Below are 18,070 nucleotides of genomic sequence, written 5' to 3'. Positions count from 1 at the left end.
TGGAAGAGGGGAAGAAAGGAGCCGGGCCCGCGGGCGAGCCCGGCAGACAGGCGGAGCTTTCAGGCCGCGCGGCCGGCGAGCTCGTAGCCGGCCTCGTCGACGACCTTCGCCAGCAGCACGTCGTCGGGCTCACCGGAGCTGGTGACGGCGACCTGGCCGCTCTCCAGGTCGACGTCGACGGCCAGAACGCCGTCCAGAGCGCCGATCTCCTTGGTGAGCGTGGCCTTGCAGTGCCCGCACGTCATTCCGGAGACGTTGTAGACGGTGGTGGTGCCCTCGGTGGCCTCGGTCGCGGCGGTGTTGGTGGAGCAGCTGCCGTCGGGGGTGCAGCAGGACATGGTTCCTCCCGGAGGATGCGATCACTGGTGTACCCCAGGGGGGTACCTCTGGCGCCACTAGGTATACCCCCTCAGGGTATATTTGGCAAACATCTCCAGACCGCTTGCACATACCCCTAGGGGGTATATAGTCGGGGTGTCTGCCAAGGAAGGCGACGGCACCGCCGAGAAAGGGCCCGTCATGAACACCGGCGTCAGGATCACTGCTTTCACCACCGCCGTCGCGGCGACCTTCGCCGCCGCCTACGGTGTGGGCGCGGCCACCGGCCCCCTCGCCTCCGACTCGGAGCCCGCAGCCCACGCCGAGCACAACCGGCCGGCGGCCCTCGACCACAACGCCGGCGGGCACAGCGGCCACGCGGACACAACGCCCGCAGGCCTGCAGGTCTCCCAGGCCGGATACACCCTCGACCTGAAGACCCCCGCCTGACCGCGGGAGAGAAGAACGAGCTCCGCTTCGCCATCCGCGACCAGGAGGGACGACAGGTCACCACCTACCGCCGCGAGCACGGCAAGGAACTGCACCTCATCCTCGCCTCCCGCGACCTGCTCACCTACCGGCACCTGCACCCCACCAGGGCAGCCGACGGTACCTGGAGCACCCCCGTCACCCTGCCCGCCGCCGGCTCCTATCGCGTCTTCGCCGACTTCGCCCCCGCCACCGAAAACGCCACCAACCTCACCCTGGGCGCAGACCTCGCAGCCCCCGGCTCCTACAAGGCCCCCGACCTGTCCGAACCCGCCGCCACCACCACCGTCGACGGCTACACCGTCACCCTTGACGGCGACCTGACCCCCGGCGAGGCAACGGAACTGACCCTCACCGTCAACCGGGACGGCCGCCCGGTCACTGATCTTCAGCCCTACCTCGGCGCCTACGGCCATCTGGTCGCCCTGCGCACCGGCGACCTCGCCTACCTTCACGTCCACCCCAACGGCGAACCCGGCGACGGCACCACCAAGCCCGGCCCTGCCATCTCCTTCACCGCCGCCGCACCCAGTACGGGCACTTACCGCCTCTTCCTGGACTTCCAGCACAACGGCACCGTCCGCACCGCAGCCTTCACCGTCCAGACCGACCGAACCGCTAGCGCACCGGAACCGGAAGATGGCGAGGAGCGCGACGATCACCAACATTGATCCATCGGGCGAGCACCGGCAATGCGGGCCCGTCCAGTCCGGATGCCCGGCCCAGGGCATGCCATCTCTGCCGATCGGCGCGGCTCGGCATACGGGCAGGGGGTATGCTGAGTAGCTCGTTCACAGAGCGAAGACCTGCCTGAAACGCGGGGGGCAACCGCCCACGGCGAGATACTCGACAAGACACGAGAGAAAAGGCGATGGTCAGCTACAGCAACCACAAGGAAGACGTACTCAAGCGACTCCGGCGGATCGAAGGACAGGTGCGGGGACTGCAGCGCATGGTGGAAGAAGACACCTACTGCATCGACGTCCTCACCCAGGTCTCCGCCACCACACGCGCACTGCAGTCCTTCGCACTGCAGATGCTCGACGAACACATGGACACCTGCGTACGGACCGCAGTGGCCGAAGGCGGCGAAGACGGAGACCTCAAGCTGAAGGAAGCCCGCGACGCCATCGCACGCCTCGTGCGCTCCTGACCGCTGCCCGCTTCCCCGCTTCAGGCCATGCACGGCGCGACAGCGCCGGGCAGTCACCGGTGGCGGCCTGGACGTAAGGAGCGGTGGCGTTTCCGGCCATGGCGTGAATTCCTGGCATGCTGCAGTGACTTGGGCGGCGGCGGACAGCCGCTCACTGACGACGGTGGCAGGGGCGCAAGTGTGGCGGCCAGGGGATGAGAGGGCTTGCCACCCGCACGTGTCATGCGTCGGGCATTCCGCACACCGGATGCGCGTGTGGGTCGGTCGCACACGGCTGAATGGCGCGGGTGCGGAGAGGGGGCCGACGGGCGCTACTGCGGAGCGCGGGCGCAGACCGGCGTGCACGGGCGAGGACAAGCCTTGGCGGCGATTCATGGCTGCTGGGGCGTCGTACGCGGGGCGGACCCGTCCACCTTGTGGACCCTGGGCCCGGGCGGCCTGCAGATGACTGCACGTGTCGGTCGTGGTAGCGAGCGCTTTGGCTGGCCACCCGAGCTCCTGACGTCCTGGAACTGGTCCGGGCCATGCTCCGCGACCAGGGCGCCTGGTGCCGACTGGAGGCGGGGAGGTGTTCACCGTGCATGTCGGGTGGGACCAGTATGTGTACGTGGGCAGCGACCGGCCCTGCGTGGACGCCGTGGCCCGTACACGGGAACTCGGCCTCTTCCCGGAACCGCTCACGGCCTCGCCCTACGCGGCCGAGTTCGACGAAGCGGAAGTGAGAGAGCCAGCCGCCGAGGACTTCTGGATGCGTGTGCGCACCACACTTGCCTCACGGAAAGCGTTGCTCCTCGAGGAAACTTACGTTCGCAACGCCGCACGCTGGCACCGCCTCACACAGGAGAATCTCGACACAGTACGCGCCGGTCTCGGCCCGCGCGCCCTGCTGACGGTCTGGCCCGACCTGGCCTCGAACGTCGGCGCGGTCCTCGCCGCGCTGCCCGAGGAGGGATCCGCGGAGTTCGTCTGGGAGGCACAGGGCGGAATGATCAGTTCCGCGATCGTCGACGACACCGAGTATCAGGAGCTCGCCACCCAGGTGGCCGATGCGCGAGTGGCCTGTGCCTTGCCCTTGTCCCTCGACGAACGCCACCCGCTGCTCCGTGCTGTCCTGCCGGACAGCGACGGCGTGCTGCGCGCCCGGTGGTGACCCGGTTCGCGCGCGGTCAAAGGCGGACGTGAGGAGCTTCCCGTCCGAGGTGGTTCCGGCGCCTGTCGCCAGGCTCCAACGCCATGACCAGTGATCTCGGATTTACTTGCACGTGCTGCGGGACTCTGCACCTTGAACTGCCGATGAATTACACGGCCGAGGCCTCGGCCGTGTGGGATCCGGCTTTCGTCGGCGTCAATGACTGCCTGTTCTCATCGGACCAGTGCGTGGTCTGCGGGACCTCCTATTCTGGGACGGATCAGAGGGGCCGGGGCATGTCCACGTGCGGCAGTGCCGCCACCCCAGGTGCCCCGCAGAAAACGATCTGCGTCCGTGAGTTCTCCCGCCATCACCCAGAGCGCGGCGTACCGTGTGGGAAAACCGGGGGCGGACAGCGGGCATGGACACACCCTCCAAAGCGCAGGACGTGAGACCGGACCGCTCCCACCCGGAGTGGTACGAAGCAACGCACTCCCACCAAGGGCGGGAGGCAGCAATGCGCAGGGTGTTCACGGCAGGTACCCGGCCCGCTGCGATCCCGGCACGACGTGCAGGCACCCGGAGGTCGCATCCGCCCAGGTCGTCGCCCGGTGCTGTCCGACCTCCAGGGCCTTCTGCGAGCGCAAGAGGAGCGAGGGCAAGTCGCACAAGCAAGCCGTCCTCGCCCTCGCCCGACGCCGCCTCGACGTCTTGTGGGCCCTCATACGCGACCAGCGGACCTTCACCGCCGACCCACCTCAACGCAGCCTCGCAGCGGCATGATGCGGTCACCATCTGTCACCGCAGCCCTTGACACACCTGATTGGGAATCACTGAACGGCCCCCTTGGACTACGCGCCGGGCGGAAGATCACACCGCTCGGCTGCCTCCACTCCACAGTGGTGACCATGCTGAACCGAGTAGCCGTCCTGTCCGACATCCACGGAGTCCTGCCGGCCCTGGAGGCAGTACTTGCCGAACCAGACGTCAGCACCGCCGACCACATCGTGCTCACCGGCGACATCACCGCCGGCCCGCAGCCGACCCAAGTTCTCGACCTGCTGACCGGCCTCGGCGACCGCGTCATCTGGATCAGCGGCAACGCCGACCGCGAACTCCTTGAATACCGCCGGGGACAACGCGACACGATCCCTGACCCGATCGCCCCCTGGGCAGCTGAACAGCTTCGCGAGGACCATCTCGACCTTCTCGGCACGCTGCCACGATCACTCTCCCTGTCCGTGGATGGCCTGGGAAAGGTGCTGTTCTGTCATGCCACCCCTCGCGACGACGAGGAGGTCGTCCTGGTCGACTCCCGCCTCGACCGCTGGAAGGAAGTCTTCGACGGGCTCGATACCGACATCCGCACCGTGGTCTGCGGCCACACCCACATGCCGTTCGTCCGCCTCGCCCACGGCCGACTCGTGATCAACCCCGGCAGCATCGGCATGCCGTACGGACGGACCGGAGCACACTGGGCCCTGCTGGGGCCGGGCGTCGAACTGCGCACCACGCACTTCGATCTTCAGGCCGCAGCCACCCAGCTCATCCAGGACTCGTCCTACCCTGACATCACTGAATGGGCCGACTATTTCCTGCACGCTCGCGCGACCGACGCCGACGCCGACGCAGCCTTCGCCCCACGGGACGGACGCCACCACAGCCCGTGACACTTGCTCTCCGTTCACAGCTGGGGGAAGCCGAACATCGACTACACGATCAACGATGCCTACCAATCTCAGGCGGGCGGCCCCGCTGCCGGGGGACGGGTGCGCTGCTGGTTCGGCGCCATGGTTTGTCGTATCGGCCGCCGCACACACGGCACTGCGCGCGGAAGAGAGCGGTGGCCGGGCCCATCTGCTCGCTCGGTTCGGCCGGGTACTCCGCGTTCTGGATCTTCGCGACGATCTGCGGTGTGGTGCAGGTGCAGGAGCGGGCGCCCCAGACGTGGGCGGGCCCGTCCACTGGTGTCTCGATGAAGTCGGTGCGGTAGCCGTCGACCGGCCGGTGTTTCTCGGTGTTCGCCGCGTTCTCGAACCGGCGCTGGTCGGTCTTGCTCGGAATCGAGGTCAGGACCTTCGAAAGAGGGTGCTTCTCCAGCAGTTGTCCGATCTGCGCTTCCAGGGCTCGTCGCTGTTCGTGGACTGCGGCGAGCGAGCGGGCCAGGGACGGGATCACGACAGGGTGCCGGTGCCCGGGAACGACGGCGGTCTGCTCGTCGAGAGCGCCGAAGACCTCGTCGATCAGCCGCTGGGCCATGCGCGGAGCCTTGGGCCGGATCACCTCAACGAGCCTGCGGCGACCGGCCTTCCGCAGCCCGGCTGGGGATCCGTAGCGTTCCAGCCGCCAGGTCACGGCGGGGTGGTCCAGACGCGGGCCGAGGACGCGTTCCGGGCTGGGGTGGAACGGGGTGAGCAGGCCGCGTATCCGGTTGGAGGTGCGGGTGGCCTCGGCCGCGAGGTCCTGGTCGAAGCCGACCAGCACGGTCAGCTCGGTGGTGATCTCGTCGGTCAGCTGAAGCGAGCGCAGGGTGTGCGGCATCGTGCGGGCGGCGTCCGCGATCACCGCGGCGTCCTTCGCGTCGGTCTTCGCCTCGCCCGGATAGAGATCGGCGATCCGCCGCATCGAGAGTCCGGGCAGGTGGGCGACCTTGCGGCCGGCGTCCCGGGCGACCGTCAGGGGCAGGGCTCCGATCGAGGCGGGCTGGTCCACGATCACCAGCACGGTGCCGAACTTGGCGGCCGGCTTGTCGAAGACGGCTCGCAGCTTCGGCTCGCTGTTGGGCAGCTGCTTGTCGAAGACCTTCTTGCCGGCCGGGGTCAGCCCGTGCCCGTGACGGGCGCTCTTGCCGACGTCCAGACCGAGCAAGACGCCCACGTCGTCGATGTCGTCCAACCCATCCTCCCGAACGGGGTTCGTGCGGTGCTGGCCAGGGTTTCGGCGTCGTATGCGCGCATCCACGTTATGCAGACCTGCCGCCCGCAAGCAGCCGGGCATTGCACCAGGCCAGGCGGTAGTCGGACCTCTCATCAGCGTCTCCAACGGCGCCTCCCGGACCCGGTGACACCATCCCCCAGGTCATCTGTTCGGCAGGGGGGAACAGCCATGCCGGGCCCGGAGGTCAGCGGCTCTCTTGCAGAACCGCGAAAACATAACGGGGGATCACGTCGGCCCCTCTCCGGTGAGATGGTCGGGGGAGTGCCCGCCGCCCCGGCGGACTGCCGGTCGCCTGTGCGGGCGGCGGGAGTCCTGGATCAGTAGCCGTAGATCATCTTGTAGGCGACCTCGGGGAGGAACTGGCCGGCCGTGGAGCCGGTTCCGACGCCGCAGTTGCCGTCGGACTCGCCCGGGGTCTTGATCCACAGGAGCATCTCGGCGCCTCCGCCCGTCTGGGTGGGCGTGCCGATGCGGCGGCCGGAGGGGTTGCACCACTGGCCGTTGGAGCCGTTGCCGTTGCGGCTGGTGTCCACGACGAACGGCTTGGTGTAGCCGTAGCGGGCGCTCAGTTCGCTGTTGACGGCGTTGCCGTAGGCGGTGTTCTCGGCGGTGGTGAAGTAGTTGGAGACGTTGAGCGAGAAGCCGTGGGCCTGACGGAGGCCGGCTTCGTGGAGGCGCCGGGCCATGGTCGCCGCGTCGGTCCAGCGCGGGTTGCCGGCGTCCATGTAGACCCAGGTGTTGGGGGCCTGGCGGTTGAACTGGGCGAGGGCGCCGGTGAGCATGGCCTCGCGTTCGTCGATCTGCGCCTGGGTCATGCAGCCGTAGTCCCCGAGGGAGTCCGGTTCGAGGACGACGACGGCCGGGCGGCCCGCGATCCCGCCGGCGAACTGGGCGATCCAGTTGGCGTAGGCGGACGGCGAAGCGGCTCCGCCGGCGGAGTGGCCGCCGCAGTAGTCGCGGTTGTAGATGTTGTAGGCGACGAGGACGGGCAGCTTGTCCCGGTGGTCCGCCGCCCCGACGTAGGCGCCCGTGGCGGTGCCGATGGTGCCGCTCCAGGAGCCGAACCAGCGGGCCATCGGGGTGTTGGCGATCGATGCGCTGATCGCGGCGGCCCGGCCGTCGCCGGGGTTGGCGGCCACCCACCTCTTCGCGCTGGAGTCGGGGTCCACGTAGAACCCACTGGTCATGGTGGTCGGGTCGGCCGCGTGGGCGGAGGGTGCGGCGGCGAACGCCAGCGGCAGAGCACAGAGCGCTGCCATCAGGGTGCGGAGTCTGCGGCTCAAGACAGTACCTCGGTTTCAGAGGAGGTGCGCTTTGGGAGCGCTCCCACTGGAAGCGGTCCCAATCGTGTGGGTGGGTGGTTGAGCTGTCAATGCTCGGCGCAGTATTCGACTTTCACAGGAGGACGTGGGTCCTGTAGGCCATTGCACTGGAAGCGGTCCCATCTCATGCGGCCCTGAGCGCTCCCCGCCTGTGAAAGACTCACGAGCCATGGCAGAAGCAGTGCCGCGTCGGCATCCGACGCTCGACGAGGTGGCCGAACGCGCCGGTGTTTCCCGCTCAGTGGCCTCCCGCGCCCTCAACAACGCCCCGCACGTCAGCCGCGCCAAGCGCGAGGCCGTCGAACGGGCCGTGCGGCAACTCGGTTACGTACCCAATCCGACCGCCCGCGCGCTGGCCACCCGTCAGACGGGAGTGGCCGCCCTGGTCGTCTCGGGAGAGGATCCGTCGATCTTCGCTGATCCGTTCTTCGCCCGGGTGATCGTGGGGGCGTCGGCCGCCCTGGACGAGGCGGACCTGCATCTGATGCTGTGCCTGGCCGCTTCCGACCGGGGCCGCAAGCGGGTCGAGGAGCTCCTGCGGTCCAGGGGCGCGGACGGTGTGATGCTGATGGCGCTGCGCGAGGACGATCCGCTGACCCGGATGGCCGACGAGGCGCAGATGCCCGTCGTGTTCGGCGGTCGTCCGGTCGGTTCGGCTCCCCGGTGGTACGTGGACGTGGACAACGTCGGCGGAGCGCGCGAGGCGACCGAGCATCTGGTCTCACTCGGCCGGAGGCGCGTGGCCGTGATCTGCGGGCGTCTGGACACCGAGGCCGGGCGCGCCCGGTACCGCGGCTACCGGGACGCCATGCTGGGCGCTGGTCTCGATCCGTTCCCACCGCTGGAGGGGGACTTCACGGAGCGCAGCGGAGCCGCCGCCATGGCCACGCTGCTGGCGGAACACCCCGACCTGGACGGAGTGTTCGCCGCCAACGACAACATGGCGGCGGGAGCGCTGCGCACCGTGCGGGAGGCCGGCCGACGGGTCCCCGCCGACGTCGCCGTGGTCGGCTTCGACGACCTGACGGTCGCCCGGATCGCCGATCCGCCGCTCACCACCGTCCATCAGCCCATAGAGGCTCTCGGACGGGAGATGGCGCGCATGCTCGTCGCGCTCGTCAACGGGCAGGACCCCACCCCGCTGGTCCTCCCCACCCGCCTGGCCGTCCGGGCCAGCGCCTGACTCCACACTGTCCGGGAGGGGCGGGCCCCGGTCCGGACGGGTTGCTCCCGGACGCGGCGCGGGGTGTCCGGGGAGTCGGCCAGGGTGGTCGGGGTCCAGCAGCGGAAGCAGCGACTGCCGTTCGATCCGATGGCTTGGGTACGGGTTGCAGCCCGCCCCTTTTCTTGCTGATGCCGGTCGCGGTGCCGGGTTCACCAGGACGGTCGCGGCCGGCACGCTCAGGACGGATGCCCGGCGAAGACCGAGCTGTTTCAGCGGGCTCATGGTTCTCCTGGTCGGGGCGGGGGTCGGGCGGTGCGGTCGATGGATCGGTTCAGGGTGTGGACACCTCGAACCGCGTGACGCGGACCGCGCCGCCGAGGGCCTGAGTGGCGTGGTTGAAGAGGGCGAACCGGTAGCCCATGAAGAACCGCCAGTCGTTGCCCATGGAGAAGGCGGGTCCGAGACGGGTGAACGTGATGCCGTCGGTGCTGTAGGAGAAGGTCCCGGGGCGCGGTGCACCGGGGCGGATGTCCGCGTTCGCGCGCAGCCAGATGCGGCCGCCGGAAACGGGCGCGCTCGCGGTCTCGGTGCCGGTGCCGGTGGTGTTCCAGTTGCTGTCCATGGTCAGCCCGGTGACCATCACCACCCGTGCCGCACCGCCGTCGCGCTTGAGGCCGATCCAGGCGGAGGAGTCACGCAGCAGCGCAAGCCCGGCCCGGTCGCCGTCCCGCATCGCGGAGTGGTCGAGCTGGACCGTGGCGGTGGAGGTGGGGCCCTGGATGCGGTGCGTGAGGGTGTTGCGGGCCCAGTAGAGGTCGTGGGTGACGGTCGCGGTCCGCAGCGTCAGGCCGTTGCCGACCGACCACTTGGTGTTGTCGGGGTTGTGGTTCCACTCCCATCTCGGCTTCAGGGTCGTACCGTCGAAGGTGTCGACGCCGGTCATCGGGGTGACCTGGCGGGACGGAGTGGGTACGGCCGGACTGGGATACGTGCTGCCCCACGCGCCGTTGACGAGCTGGACGACGGGCCAGCCGTCCGCGGTCCAGGTGACCGGTGCCAGTGCGGGCATGCGGCCGCCGGGGTAGGCGTCGACGAAGGCCATGTAGTACCAGGCGCCGCTCTGCGTCCGCACCAGCCCGCCCTGGTGGGGGACGCCGCCGCCGGGGATCGGTCCGCGCAGGTCGAGGAGGACCTGCCGCATCGTGTACGGGCCGAAGGGGCCGCTCGAGGACTTGAGGATGTACTGGCCGTTCGCGGGGCGGGTCAGGAAGATGTAGTACTGCCCGTTGATCTTGTAGAATCGGGCGCCCTCCAGGGTGCCGACGCTGGACGGTGTCCTGAACACCTCCTGCGTACGGACCTGGTTGTGGCCGTCGGGCGAGAGCTGGGCCACGCTGATGGTGGTGTTGCCGTACGCCACGTAGAGGGTGTCGTCGGTGTCGACGAGCAGGCCGGCGTCGTAGTAGGGGGTGCCGATCGTGGTCAGCCTGTTCCACGGCCCCTCCACCGCGGTGGCGGTGTAGAGGTACGTCCGGGCGAAGTCGATCTGGCCGAGCCAGTAGAAGGTCCTGTTGCTGGGCCGGTAGGCCAGTGACGATGCCCAGATTCCTCTGACATAGCCGCGGGCGCCGTTCAGGTCGTACTTGGAGCCGAAGTCGAGGACGGGTACCGAATGGCCGGCGATCTCCCAGTTCACCAGGTCGTACGACCGCAGAACGGGCGCGCCCGGCGAGTAGTGCATCGTCGAGGCCGAGGCGTAGTAGGTGTCGCCGACGCGAATGATGTCGATGTCCGCGAAGTCCTGCCAGATCACCGGGTTCGTGTACTGCGCCGCGGTCGCGAGGGCGGGCCCAGGGGAGAGGAGGGCGCCGGCGGCCAGGCCGGCGGCGGCCGCGAGCGTGCGGCGACGAGTGAGAAATTGATGCGAACATGACAGATCCATGGAGGTGTTCACCTCGAGTTCATCGGTCGGAGTAGCTCTGCCGCATTCGAAATGTCGAACATGGTGCGACTTGCCGAGCATTCTGGATGATAGGAGGTCGGCGTACCCCGTCAACCCTTCTCGCACAAGTCGTGCGCCGCTTCGAAATGTTCGAAGCGCCTGGTGCGGAGTCGGTGCGCCTCGGCCCTGCTCCCTTGCTGATCACGCGACAAGTCCTGCTGTCCGAGGAGGTGTTGACATGGCCGGTCGCCTCTCTAGTATCCGTGGGGCATCTGAAGTTTCCGAACGGCGATCGAAATTTCGAACCCTCTTCTCTCTTCCCTGCCGAAGGAGTCCCGGTGCCCAGACGATTATGCGGACGACTGTTCCGCCTCATCACGGCCGCCGCGCTGACGGTGACCGCGTCCGTGACGGCCTCGGCGCAGTCCACCGCCACGGCCGCGCCGGGCAGTCCGGCGCTCACCCCACCGCTGGGCTGGAACAGCTGGAACAGCTTCGGGTGCGGGATCACCGAGGCCCAGGTCCGCCAGGCCGCCGACGCGATGGTGTCCTCGGGCATGCGGGATGCCGGCTACCGGTACGTGGTGGTCGACGACTGCTGGTTCGACCCGCAGCGTGACGCGCAGGGCAACCTGCGGGCCAACCCGACGAAGTTCCCGAGCGGGATGAAGGCCCTCGGGGACTACATCCACAGCAAGGGCCTGAAGTTCGGCATCTACCAGGTGCCGGGCGAGCGCACCTGCGCGCAGACCGTGGGCACTTACCCGGGCTCTACGGGCAGCAGGGGCCACGAGGTCCAGGACGCCGCCGCGTTCGCCACGTGGGGGGTCGACTACCTCAAGTACGACTGGTGTTCCTCGAGCGGCACGCGTGACGAGCAGGTCGCGCGGTTCAAGCTGATGCGTGATGCCCTGCGCGCCACCGGTCGGCCGATCGTCTACAGCATCAACCCCAACAGCTTCCACGCCATCACGGGGTCCACGTACAACTGGGGCGAGGTCGCCGACCTGTGGCGGACGACCGAGGACCTGCTCGACATCTGGCAGAACGGCAACACCAACAGCTACCCGATGGGCGTCGGCAACGTCCTGGACGTCAATGCGCCGCTGGCCGCACAGTCCGGTCCGGGGCACTGGAACGACCCCGACATGCTGGTCGTCGGCCGCCCCGGCCTGTCGCTGACCGAGTCCCGCTCCCACTTCGCCCTGTGGGCGCTGATGAGTGCCCCGCTGATGGCCGGCAACGACATCCGCACGATGTCCGCCGACGTCAGCGCGATCCTGCGCAACCCGCGCCTGCTGGCGGTGAACCAGGACTCCCAGGGCGCGGGCGGGCGCAGGGTGCGCGATGACGGCAACACCGAGGTGTTCGCCAAGCCACTGGCGGACGGTTCGGTCGCGGTGGGGCTGTTCAACCGGGGCGAGAGCGCAGCGACGGTCACCACGACGGCCGCCCAGATCGGCCTGAGCGGAGGACCGTTCACCCTCACCGACCTGTGGACCGGCGGCACGTCGAGCACGTCCGGGCAGATCTCGGCGAGCGTCCCCGCGCACGGCGTCGCCGCGTACCGGGTGAGCGGCGGCAGCCCGCTGGCCGCCACCACCTCACGCCTGCGGGGCAACGCCTCCGGCCGCTGCGTGGACGTGGACAACGCCTCCACGGCCGCCGGCGCCGCGACTCTGCTGTGGGACTGCCACACGGCCGCCAACCAGCTGTGGACCACATGGGCGGGCGGCGAGATCCGCGTCTACGGCGACAAGTGCCTGGACGCCTACAACCAGGGCACCACCAACGGCACCCGTGTCATCACCTGGCCCTGCAACGGCCAGAACAACCAGAGGTGGACCGTCGGCTCCGACGGCTCGATCCGCAACGTCCGCTCCGGGCTGTGCCTCGACGCCAACGGGGCCGACACCGCCAACGGGACCCCGCTGGTGCTGTGGGCCTGCAACGGCCAGGCCAACCAGAAGTGGACCCGCGCGTGAGCGACACGGCACTGGGTCATGGCCAGAGCGACAACACCCCGGCCACGGCCTCCCGCACGGCTGCCGCATCCGCCGGCACGGCCGCCCCCGGCTGCGGCGGGACCCCGGGCGTCGGTACATCGGCTTCCAGGCCGGCCACCCACACCGGCAACACCCCCCGGCCGAGCACCTGCACCCTGCACGGCACCGCCTGCGGCTGAGTGCCGTGCCCGCCCGGGAGATCTCCGGGCGGGCACGGTCCCGGCTCGGGACGTCGTGCCCGTCACCGTGGTTCCCGACGCGGTGAGGCAGTGCGTCGTCACAGCGCGGTGAAGCAGGAAGCCCCGGAAGGGTCAGCCGACCCAGGCCGGAATCCCCGGCCTTCAGGCCAGGGAGCACGTCAACCCGCTCCGGCGCATGCCTCCGCCTCTGCCAGGTACCGCGCCACCGGGCCCAGGGTCAGCATTCCGCTAGCGGCGCCGGCGTGTTCTGCACGGGCATCACGCAGGGCAGCCGCAGAGTGTGCGGCGATTCCGCGCTCGCCGAGGCGTACGGCGGCGCGGGCGGTCAGGCACCACATGGCCTCCTGCATGTGGTCACGCGGTGGTTCGGGCACCGCGGCGAGGGCGGTACGGGCCTCCTCGCCCCGGTCCTGGGCGAGCAGCACGAGGGGTCGCGCCCAGGGCCTGTACGGGCCCCAGTCGAGGTGCGGGTCGGTGGGCGCTGGCCGGTCGTGCAGCAGGCGCAGTCCCAGTAGGGCGAGCGGGAACAGGCCGCGGTGCAGCCCCGGCATTCCGGCCGTCCGGAGGGCGTCCTCGGCACAGCGGTAGTGCGCTGCTGCCGTGGCGGCGGTCGGTCCGCCAGGTTCGGCACTGCGGGCGGCTGTGGCCCGGGCCCTAAACCACCCGGTGAGGACGGAGACGAGGGGCGCCTCGGTGGTGGCGGCGAGCTGGTCGGCTGCATGGGCGTGCGAGGTCGCGGCGTCGAGGTCACCGAGGGCCGAGGCGGATTGCAGGCGGACGAGTCGGCCGAGTAGGGCGAAGTTCGGCAGCTCGTGCCGGGTGGCCAGGTCGAGGATCTCGGCGCCGGTCCTGTCCCGTGCCGCCGCGAGCCCGGGGCGGGTGAAGGACTGCAGGAACACCCCGTTGAGGGCGAAGGCCAGTAGGGCGGGATCGGCCAGGTGCCGTGCCAACTCCTGCGCCTGTCGCGCCGCCTGCTGCGCGTGCTTCAGCCCGGTCCCGGACAGATCGGCGCTGCGGCTCTCGACGGCGACCGTGGCCAGGAGGCGGGCGCGCAGGTCGGCGGGGCCGTCTGGGCCAAGCCCGGTGAGCGTGCGCTCGGCAGCCGCGATGACGGCGCGGGACTGCTCGGGGTCGTCGGCACGGCTCCAGAGGGCGGGCACGTCGTAGGCGCCGATGGTCCGGGCGGTCAGAGAGAGGTCTCCCGTGCGTTCCGCCGCATGGATGGCGGCGAGGCGGTCGCGCCGGGAGCGGACGAGGGCGTTGCCACCCGCCAGCGCGAGGGTGCGGGCCAGATCCATGGTGGTGCGCGGGCCGAGCCGGACACCATGGCCGGTCCATGGGGTACGTGCTCCTTCTGGGGGCGCGGCCCCGTTGAGGATGTCCGTCTCCAGGCGCTGAAGGCCGGCGCCGGGGTCGAGTCCGAGTTGGTCAACGAGCATCGCGCGGGCGCGGCGGAGGACGGCCAGTGCGTCGGCCTGGCGGCCCGCGCGGTACAGCGCGCGGGCAAGCAGCTCCCAGGCCGGCTCGCGCCACGGGTGTTCGGCGACATGGGCACCCAGTTCGGCGACGAGACCGGCCCCTTCCCCCGAATCGAGGAGGATGCGGGCGCGCAGTTCCACCCCCTCCAACCTCAATTCCTCCAGTCGGGTCCGCTCGCGCTGCGCCCATGCGGAGCCGGTCACGTCGGCGTAGGCGGGTCCGCGCCAGGTCGCGAGTGCCGCGCTGAGGTCGGTCACCGCGTCGGGGTTGCGGCGGGCTCGGGCGAGGGTGTCCTGGAACCGATGGACGTCCACGTCATCGCGCGGCAGGCGCAGCGCGTAGCCGGGACCTTCGGTGACGATTACGCGCGGCGGATTGCGGGGCGGCCGGTCGGGTTCGAGGGCGCGGCGCAGCGCGGCGACGAACGTACGCAAAGCACCCACGGCGCGGGCTGGCGGATCGGTCCACAGGTCATCGACAAGGGTGTCGGTGGTGACCATCCGTGCCTCGGCGGCGACGAGCCGGGCGAGTACCTCACGATGGCGGGGTCCGCCCAGGTCAACCGGGCTGCTGTCGTCGCGGAGGGCCCGCACCACACCGAGCACGTCGATTCGCATGCCCCCATCCTCCGTGCCAGGGGCCGGTTGCGCCCAACCGTACTGATCGGCTGCTGATTGCCGTCGCCCAAGCTGATCCGGTCAAGTCCCCGGCCCGAAAGGGTGGTCCCTTGTGACGCTCGCTATTCCCGGCTTCGATCACGTCCGTCTGCCCGGTGCGGACGGTGTGGAGCTGGCTGCGGCTGTCGGCGGCAGTGGCAGCCCGGTCGTGCTGTTGCACGGTTTTCCGCAGACCCACCTGATGTGGCGACACGTCGCCGAGCGGCTCGCTGACGAGCATACGGTGATCTGCCCTGACCTGCGGGGTTACGGCGCCAGCAACAAGCCGACGGCCACCGACCCCGACGTGTATGCCAAGCGCACCATGGCCGCCGATGTCGTGACCCTGGCGGCGGCGCTCGGCCACGAGCGCTTTGCCCTCGTCGGCCACGACCGAGGCGCCCTGGTCGCCTTCCGGGCGGGGCTGGACCACCCGGAGACCATCACCCACCTGGGCATCCTCGACATCGTGCCGACGCTCGACATGTGGAACGTCCTGCATGGCGCCTCGGCGGCGGTCGGCTACCACCTCTTCCTCATGGCGCAGCCGCCGGGCCTGCCGGAGGCGATGATCGCAGGCAGCGCGGACGCGTTCTTCGGCTCGTTCCTCGACGCCTGGGCCAACGACCCAACCGCTGTGCCCGAGGATGTGCGTGCCGAGTACTTGCGCGCGAGCGCCGCGGCGGTGACGTCGATCGTCGCGGACTACCGGGCTTCGGCGGGCATCGACGTCCTGCACGACCAGGCGGACCTGGACGCCGGGTCGCAATTGGCCATGCCCGTGACTGTCGTCCAGCAGGACTGGGGCGCGCAGCTGGGCTACGACGCTGCCGGGGTGTGGAAGGCGTGGGCGCCGGACCTGGACCACCGGCTGACCCGCGCCGGGCACTTCATGGCCGAAGAGGCACCCGACGAGATCGCGGCGGCGATCCAGGGCCTGCTGGCCCGCTGAGGCGTTGTCACGTTGTTGGGTGCGTGAGTGTCCGATGGCGCGTCGGGGCGTGGTGGGCCCGCGGCCCGGGCCTGTGTGCAGGCCGTGGTGGGCCGGCCGGCGCCGGTGACCTGCTCCCGGACAGCGAAGCGGAGGGTCATCTCGACGCGGTGGCCGGAGGCTGTCATCAGGTGGCGGCGGGGCCGGAAGTGCGGTGAGATGCCGCTGAACGCGGGCAGGAACCGCTGCGCCCGCCGGCCGAGCAAAAGCCCTCCATCGCGCGTTCCCGCTGCCGGGCGGGCCGGTGGCTGTTCTCCGCCCGGTTGTCGAGGTACTTCGACTGCCGGTGCTCGACGGAGGGCATGACCTCGCGGTGGGCGGCTCGGCAGGAGCGGAGCTCGTCGGTGACGATCACCCGGGGCACCGTGCGCGTCCTCTCGAGCAGCTTACGGAGGAAGCGGCGGGCAGCGGCCCCGTCCCGCCGGTTCTGTATGAGGACGTCGAGCACGCCGCCGTCGGCGTCGACGGCCCGCCGCAGGTCCTTCCGCTCTCCGCCGATCTTGATGAAGACCTCGTCCAGGTGCCATGTGCCGCCGGGCCGGGGCCGCCGTCGGCGCAGGCCGTTCGCGCAGCCCGGCCCGCACTTCGCGCACCAGCGGCGTCATCGTCTCGTGGGAGACGATGACGCCGCGCTCGGGCATCGGTTCCTCGGCCTCGCGGAAGCCGAGCGGGAAGCGGTGGTACAGCCGCACGCAGTGGGAGATGATCTCCACCGGGTACCGGTGGCCCTTGTACGACGGCGCCGCGGACGACACGAGCGAACCCCTCCCCGGCACGATCAACTCCAAGATCACCCCAGGCCGGTCAGCCAACGTGACAACGCCCGACCGGCAAATGGAGGGCGGCGGCGGACGACGGGGGCTGATTATTCGCCCGTCCACCGGTTGCGGTCATGTTCTAATCGCCGGATGACGAAGATCGAATCAGAGCTGATACGACGTTGGCTGAACGGCTGGACCGTGGCTCGCTCCCTGTCCGAGGCCGAGCCGGTCGAGTCCGCCGGGGACGGCCTGCGGTCCAAGTGCGACCAACCCGGCCGCGAGGTCGAGGTGTTCGCGCTCCGTGCGGACGAGGAGCCCGAGTCCTTGGCACGGCTGGCGGCGGCCGTCGCCGCCGCGAGGCAGACCACTTGGCTCACCGTACCTACGCTGCGCCCAGGCACCGTCGAAGCCGTCGTTGGCGCCGCCGGACTGGAGTTGCTCCACCGGTCCGAGTGGTTCATGACGACCGATCTGACCGAGCACCCGCAGCACGCGCCCGCCGCGCCGTACGAGCGCGAGGTTCGCACGGAGGGACCAGTCACGGTCGTCTCCCTCCATGACTCCTCCGGAGATGTAGCGGCGCGCGGCACCATCGCCGTGGTCGGCGCCGATGCGATCGCCGATCGCATCGAGACGGACGCGGCGCATCGGCGACGCGGCCTGGGCCGCGCCATGATGAGCGCTCTGGCAGAGGCCGCCGTGGCCCAGGGCGCCCGTACCGGTCTTCTCATCGCCAGTGAGGAAGGCCAGCGCCTCTACTCCTCCCTCGGCTGGCGCTACGAAGCCCACGTCCTGATCGCCGGGGGCCGGTGGTTCCCTCCAACCGGTAGGACTGGCTCACGCCGGCCGATCCGCCCTTACGCACGGCGCACTCCTGCGGATCCACCGAGCGAAGATGCCCGTACTTACTGCGACTGCCTGTTCCGGCTGTGTTCCGGTTGGCCGTCAATCTCGGCTGCCCCTGCCAGAGACCATCCGCAGGAAGGCGAAGCGTGCTGTCGTACGGGCCGGGCGGTATAGGGAGGATGGCGGTGTCGTAGCCGCCGGAGCGGAGCACGTTGTCCCTGCGGTGCGGGCTGAGCGCGGCGATGTCGTCGGGGTTCACCCCCAGCCTTGGGCGGCCATCTCGCGAAGTGTGCCGGTCATGTCGACGGTGGTGGAGAAGATGATGCTGTTGGCCGCCAAGTCGAGGAACTTGACGACCTTGTCCTGGAGTTCGGGATCGCGGGAGCGCAGGTAGCCGTCTCCGCCGAAGTGCGGCCATTGCGTGTCCCCGTTGTATGCCTCGGCCTTGTTCGTCGCCCTGGTGATCTGCTCGCGCAGCCGCGGGTCCGACAGGTAGCGGAGCAGGACGATCGTCCGGACGGCGCGGCCGACGCGGCCACCTGCGCCGACGGTGTCTTCCCCACCCAGAAGACGGCATCCCCCAGACCGTCCACCCTCTCAATCCGTTCCGCATGCGCCCTGAGACGCCGTTTCCTTTGGTTTGCGTGATGCTGCTGACCGAGGCAGATGTTTGTCA

General features: G+C 69.8%; 12 protein-coding genes and 3 pseudogenes. 9 read left to right on the top strand and 6 right to left on the bottom strand.

Annotated features, from left to right (window positions below; translation table 11 throughout):
- Positions 1–59: 59 nt before the first annotated feature.
- A complete protein-coding gene (locus tag GL259_RS01415; protein WP_159528507.1) occupies positions 60–338 on the bottom strand; it encodes a heavy-metal-associated domain-containing protein in 279 nt (92 codons plus the stop codon).
- A gap of 181 nt (positions 339–519) precedes the next feature.
- Between GL259_RS01415 and GL259_RS38245 the strand changes: the two are divergent.
- The 5 genes and pseudogenes from GL259_RS38245 (at position 520) to GL259_RS01390 (ending at position 4,759) form a co-directional block, all read left to right on the top strand.
- A pseudogene (locus GL259_RS38245) lies at positions 520–1,478 on the top strand (hypothetical protein).
- 200 nt (positions 1,479–1,678) lie between these two features.
- Complete coding sequence (locus GL259_RS01405; RefSeq protein WP_159528505.1) at positions 1,679–1,960, top strand: metal-sensitive transcriptional regulator; 282 nt, start codon at positions 1,679–1,681, stop codon at positions 1,958–1,960.
- 568 nt (positions 1,961–2,528) lie between these two features.
- A complete protein-coding gene (locus GL259_RS01400) occupies positions 2,529–3,110 on the top strand; it encodes a hypothetical protein (RefSeq protein ID WP_243762179.1) in 582 nt (193 codons plus the stop codon).
- 597 nt (positions 3,111–3,707) lie between these two features.
- Positions 3,708–3,872, top strand: a pseudogene (locus GL259_RS01395) (IS110 family transposase); the annotation flags it as partial.
- 125 nt (positions 3,873–3,997) lie between these two features.
- Entirely contained in the window at positions 3,998–4,759 is a 762-nt protein-coding gene (locus GL259_RS01390; RefSeq protein ID WP_159528503.1) for a metallophosphoesterase family protein, read from the top strand.
- Positions 4,760–4,808: 49 nt separating this feature from the next.
- Here the strand turns inward: GL259_RS01390 and GL259_RS01385 are convergent, their stop codons facing one another.
- Positions 4,809–5,984, bottom strand: a complete 1,176-nt coding sequence (locus GL259_RS01385) for an IS110 family transposase (protein WP_347814604.1) — start codon at positions 5,982–5,984, stop codon at positions 4,809–4,811.
- Positions 5,985–6,343: 359 nt separating this feature from the next.
- Positions 6,344–7,309 (bottom strand): glycoside hydrolase family 6 protein, encoded by a 966-nt coding sequence (locus tag GL259_RS01380; protein ID WP_159528501.1) that lies wholly within the window; start codon positions 7,307–7,309, stop codon positions 6,344–6,346.
- A gap of 208 nt (positions 7,310–7,517) precedes the next feature.
- Between GL259_RS01380 and GL259_RS01375 the strand changes: the two genes are divergently transcribed.
- Positions 7,518–8,531, top strand: a complete 1,014-nt coding sequence (locus GL259_RS01375) for a LacI family DNA-binding transcriptional regulator (RefSeq protein ID WP_166461419.1) — start codon at positions 7,518–7,520, stop codon at positions 8,529–8,531.
- 313 nt (positions 8,532–8,844) lie between these two features.
- Here GL259_RS01375 and GL259_RS01370 read toward each other — a convergent pair whose 3' ends face one another.
- Positions 8,845–10,455 carry a glycoside hydrolase 43 family protein gene (locus GL259_RS01370; protein ID WP_159528499.1) on the bottom strand — a complete coding sequence of 537 codons (1,611 nt, stop codon included), beginning with the start codon at positions 10,453–10,455 and terminating at the stop codon, positions 8,845–8,847.
- 338 nt (positions 10,456–10,793) lie between these two features.
- On the opposite strand from GL259_RS01370, the gene GL259_RS01365 reads away from it, so the two are divergent.
- On the top strand, positions 10,794–12,440 hold the full coding sequence (locus GL259_RS01365; protein ID WP_159528497.1) for a ricin-type beta-trefoil lectin domain protein: 1,647 nt from the start codon (positions 10,794–10,796) through the stop codon (positions 12,438–12,440).
- 379 nt (positions 12,441–12,819) lie between these two features.
- On the opposite strand, the gene GL259_RS01360 is transcribed toward GL259_RS01365, so the two are convergent.
- On the bottom strand, positions 12,820–14,757 hold the full coding sequence (locus GL259_RS01360; protein WP_159528495.1) for an AfsR/SARP family transcriptional regulator: 1,938 nt from the start codon (positions 14,755–14,757) through the stop codon (positions 12,820–12,822).
- A gap of 112 nt (positions 14,758–14,869) precedes the next feature.
- Between GL259_RS01360 and GL259_RS01355 the strand changes: the two genes are divergently transcribed.
- Positions 14,870–15,748: an alpha/beta hydrolase gene (locus tag GL259_RS01355; protein ID WP_159528493.1), complete on the top strand. Its 879-nt coding sequence runs from the start codon at positions 14,870–14,872 to the stop codon at positions 15,746–15,748.
- A gap of 89 nt (positions 15,749–15,837) precedes the next feature.
- Here GL259_RS01355 and GL259_RS01350 read toward each other — a convergent pair.
- Positions 15,838–16,542: pseudogene (locus tag GL259_RS01350) on the bottom strand (IS6 family transposase); the annotation flags it as partial.
- 153 nt (positions 16,543–16,695) lie between these two features.
- Here GL259_RS01350 and GL259_RS01345 point away from each other — a divergent pair.
- Complete coding sequence (locus GL259_RS01345; RefSeq protein WP_243762178.1) at positions 16,696–17,568, top strand: GNAT family N-acetyltransferase; 873 nt, start codon at positions 16,696–16,698, stop codon at positions 17,566–17,568.
- Positions 17,569–18,070 lie beyond the last annotated feature (502 nt).

The sequence above is a fragment of the Streptomyces sp. Tu 3180 genome (assembly GCF_009852415.1).
In the GTDB taxonomy this organism is placed as follows: Bacteria; Actinomycetota; Actinomycetes; order Streptomycetales; family Streptomycetaceae; genus Streptomyces.
The sequence above is the reverse complement of the archived record's forward strand: the minus strand, read 5'-3'. Positions and strand labels throughout refer to the sequence as shown.

Bases quoted from the DNA above. Each gene is read 5' to 3' on its own strand.
- GL259_RS01415 (WP_159528507.1), bottom strand. From the start codon at position 338: ATGTCCTGCTGCACCCCCGACGGCAGCTGCTCCACCAACACCGCCGCG.
- GL259_RS01405 (WP_159528505.1), top strand. From the start codon at position 1,679: ATGGTCAGCTACAGCAACCACAAGGAAGACGTACTCAAGCGACTCCGG.
- GL259_RS01390 (WP_159528503.1), top strand. From the start codon at position 3,998: ATGCTGAACCGAGTAGCCGTCCTGTCCGACATCCACGGAGTCCTGCCG.
- GL259_RS01375 (WP_166461419.1), top strand. From the start codon at position 7,518: ATGGCAGAAGCAGTGCCGCGTCGGCATCCGACGCTCGACGAGGTGGCC.
- GL259_RS01370 (WP_159528499.1), bottom strand. From the start codon at position 10,455: ATGGATCTGTCATGTTCGCATCAATTTCTCACTCGTCGCCGCACGCTC.
- GL259_RS01360 (WP_159528495.1), bottom strand. From the start codon at position 14,757: ATGCGAATCGACGTGCTCGGTGTGGTGCGGGCCCTCCGCGACGACAGC.
- GL259_RS01345 (WP_243762178.1), top strand. From the start codon at position 16,696: ATGACGAAGATCGAATCAGAGCTGATACGACGTTGGCTGAACGGCTGG.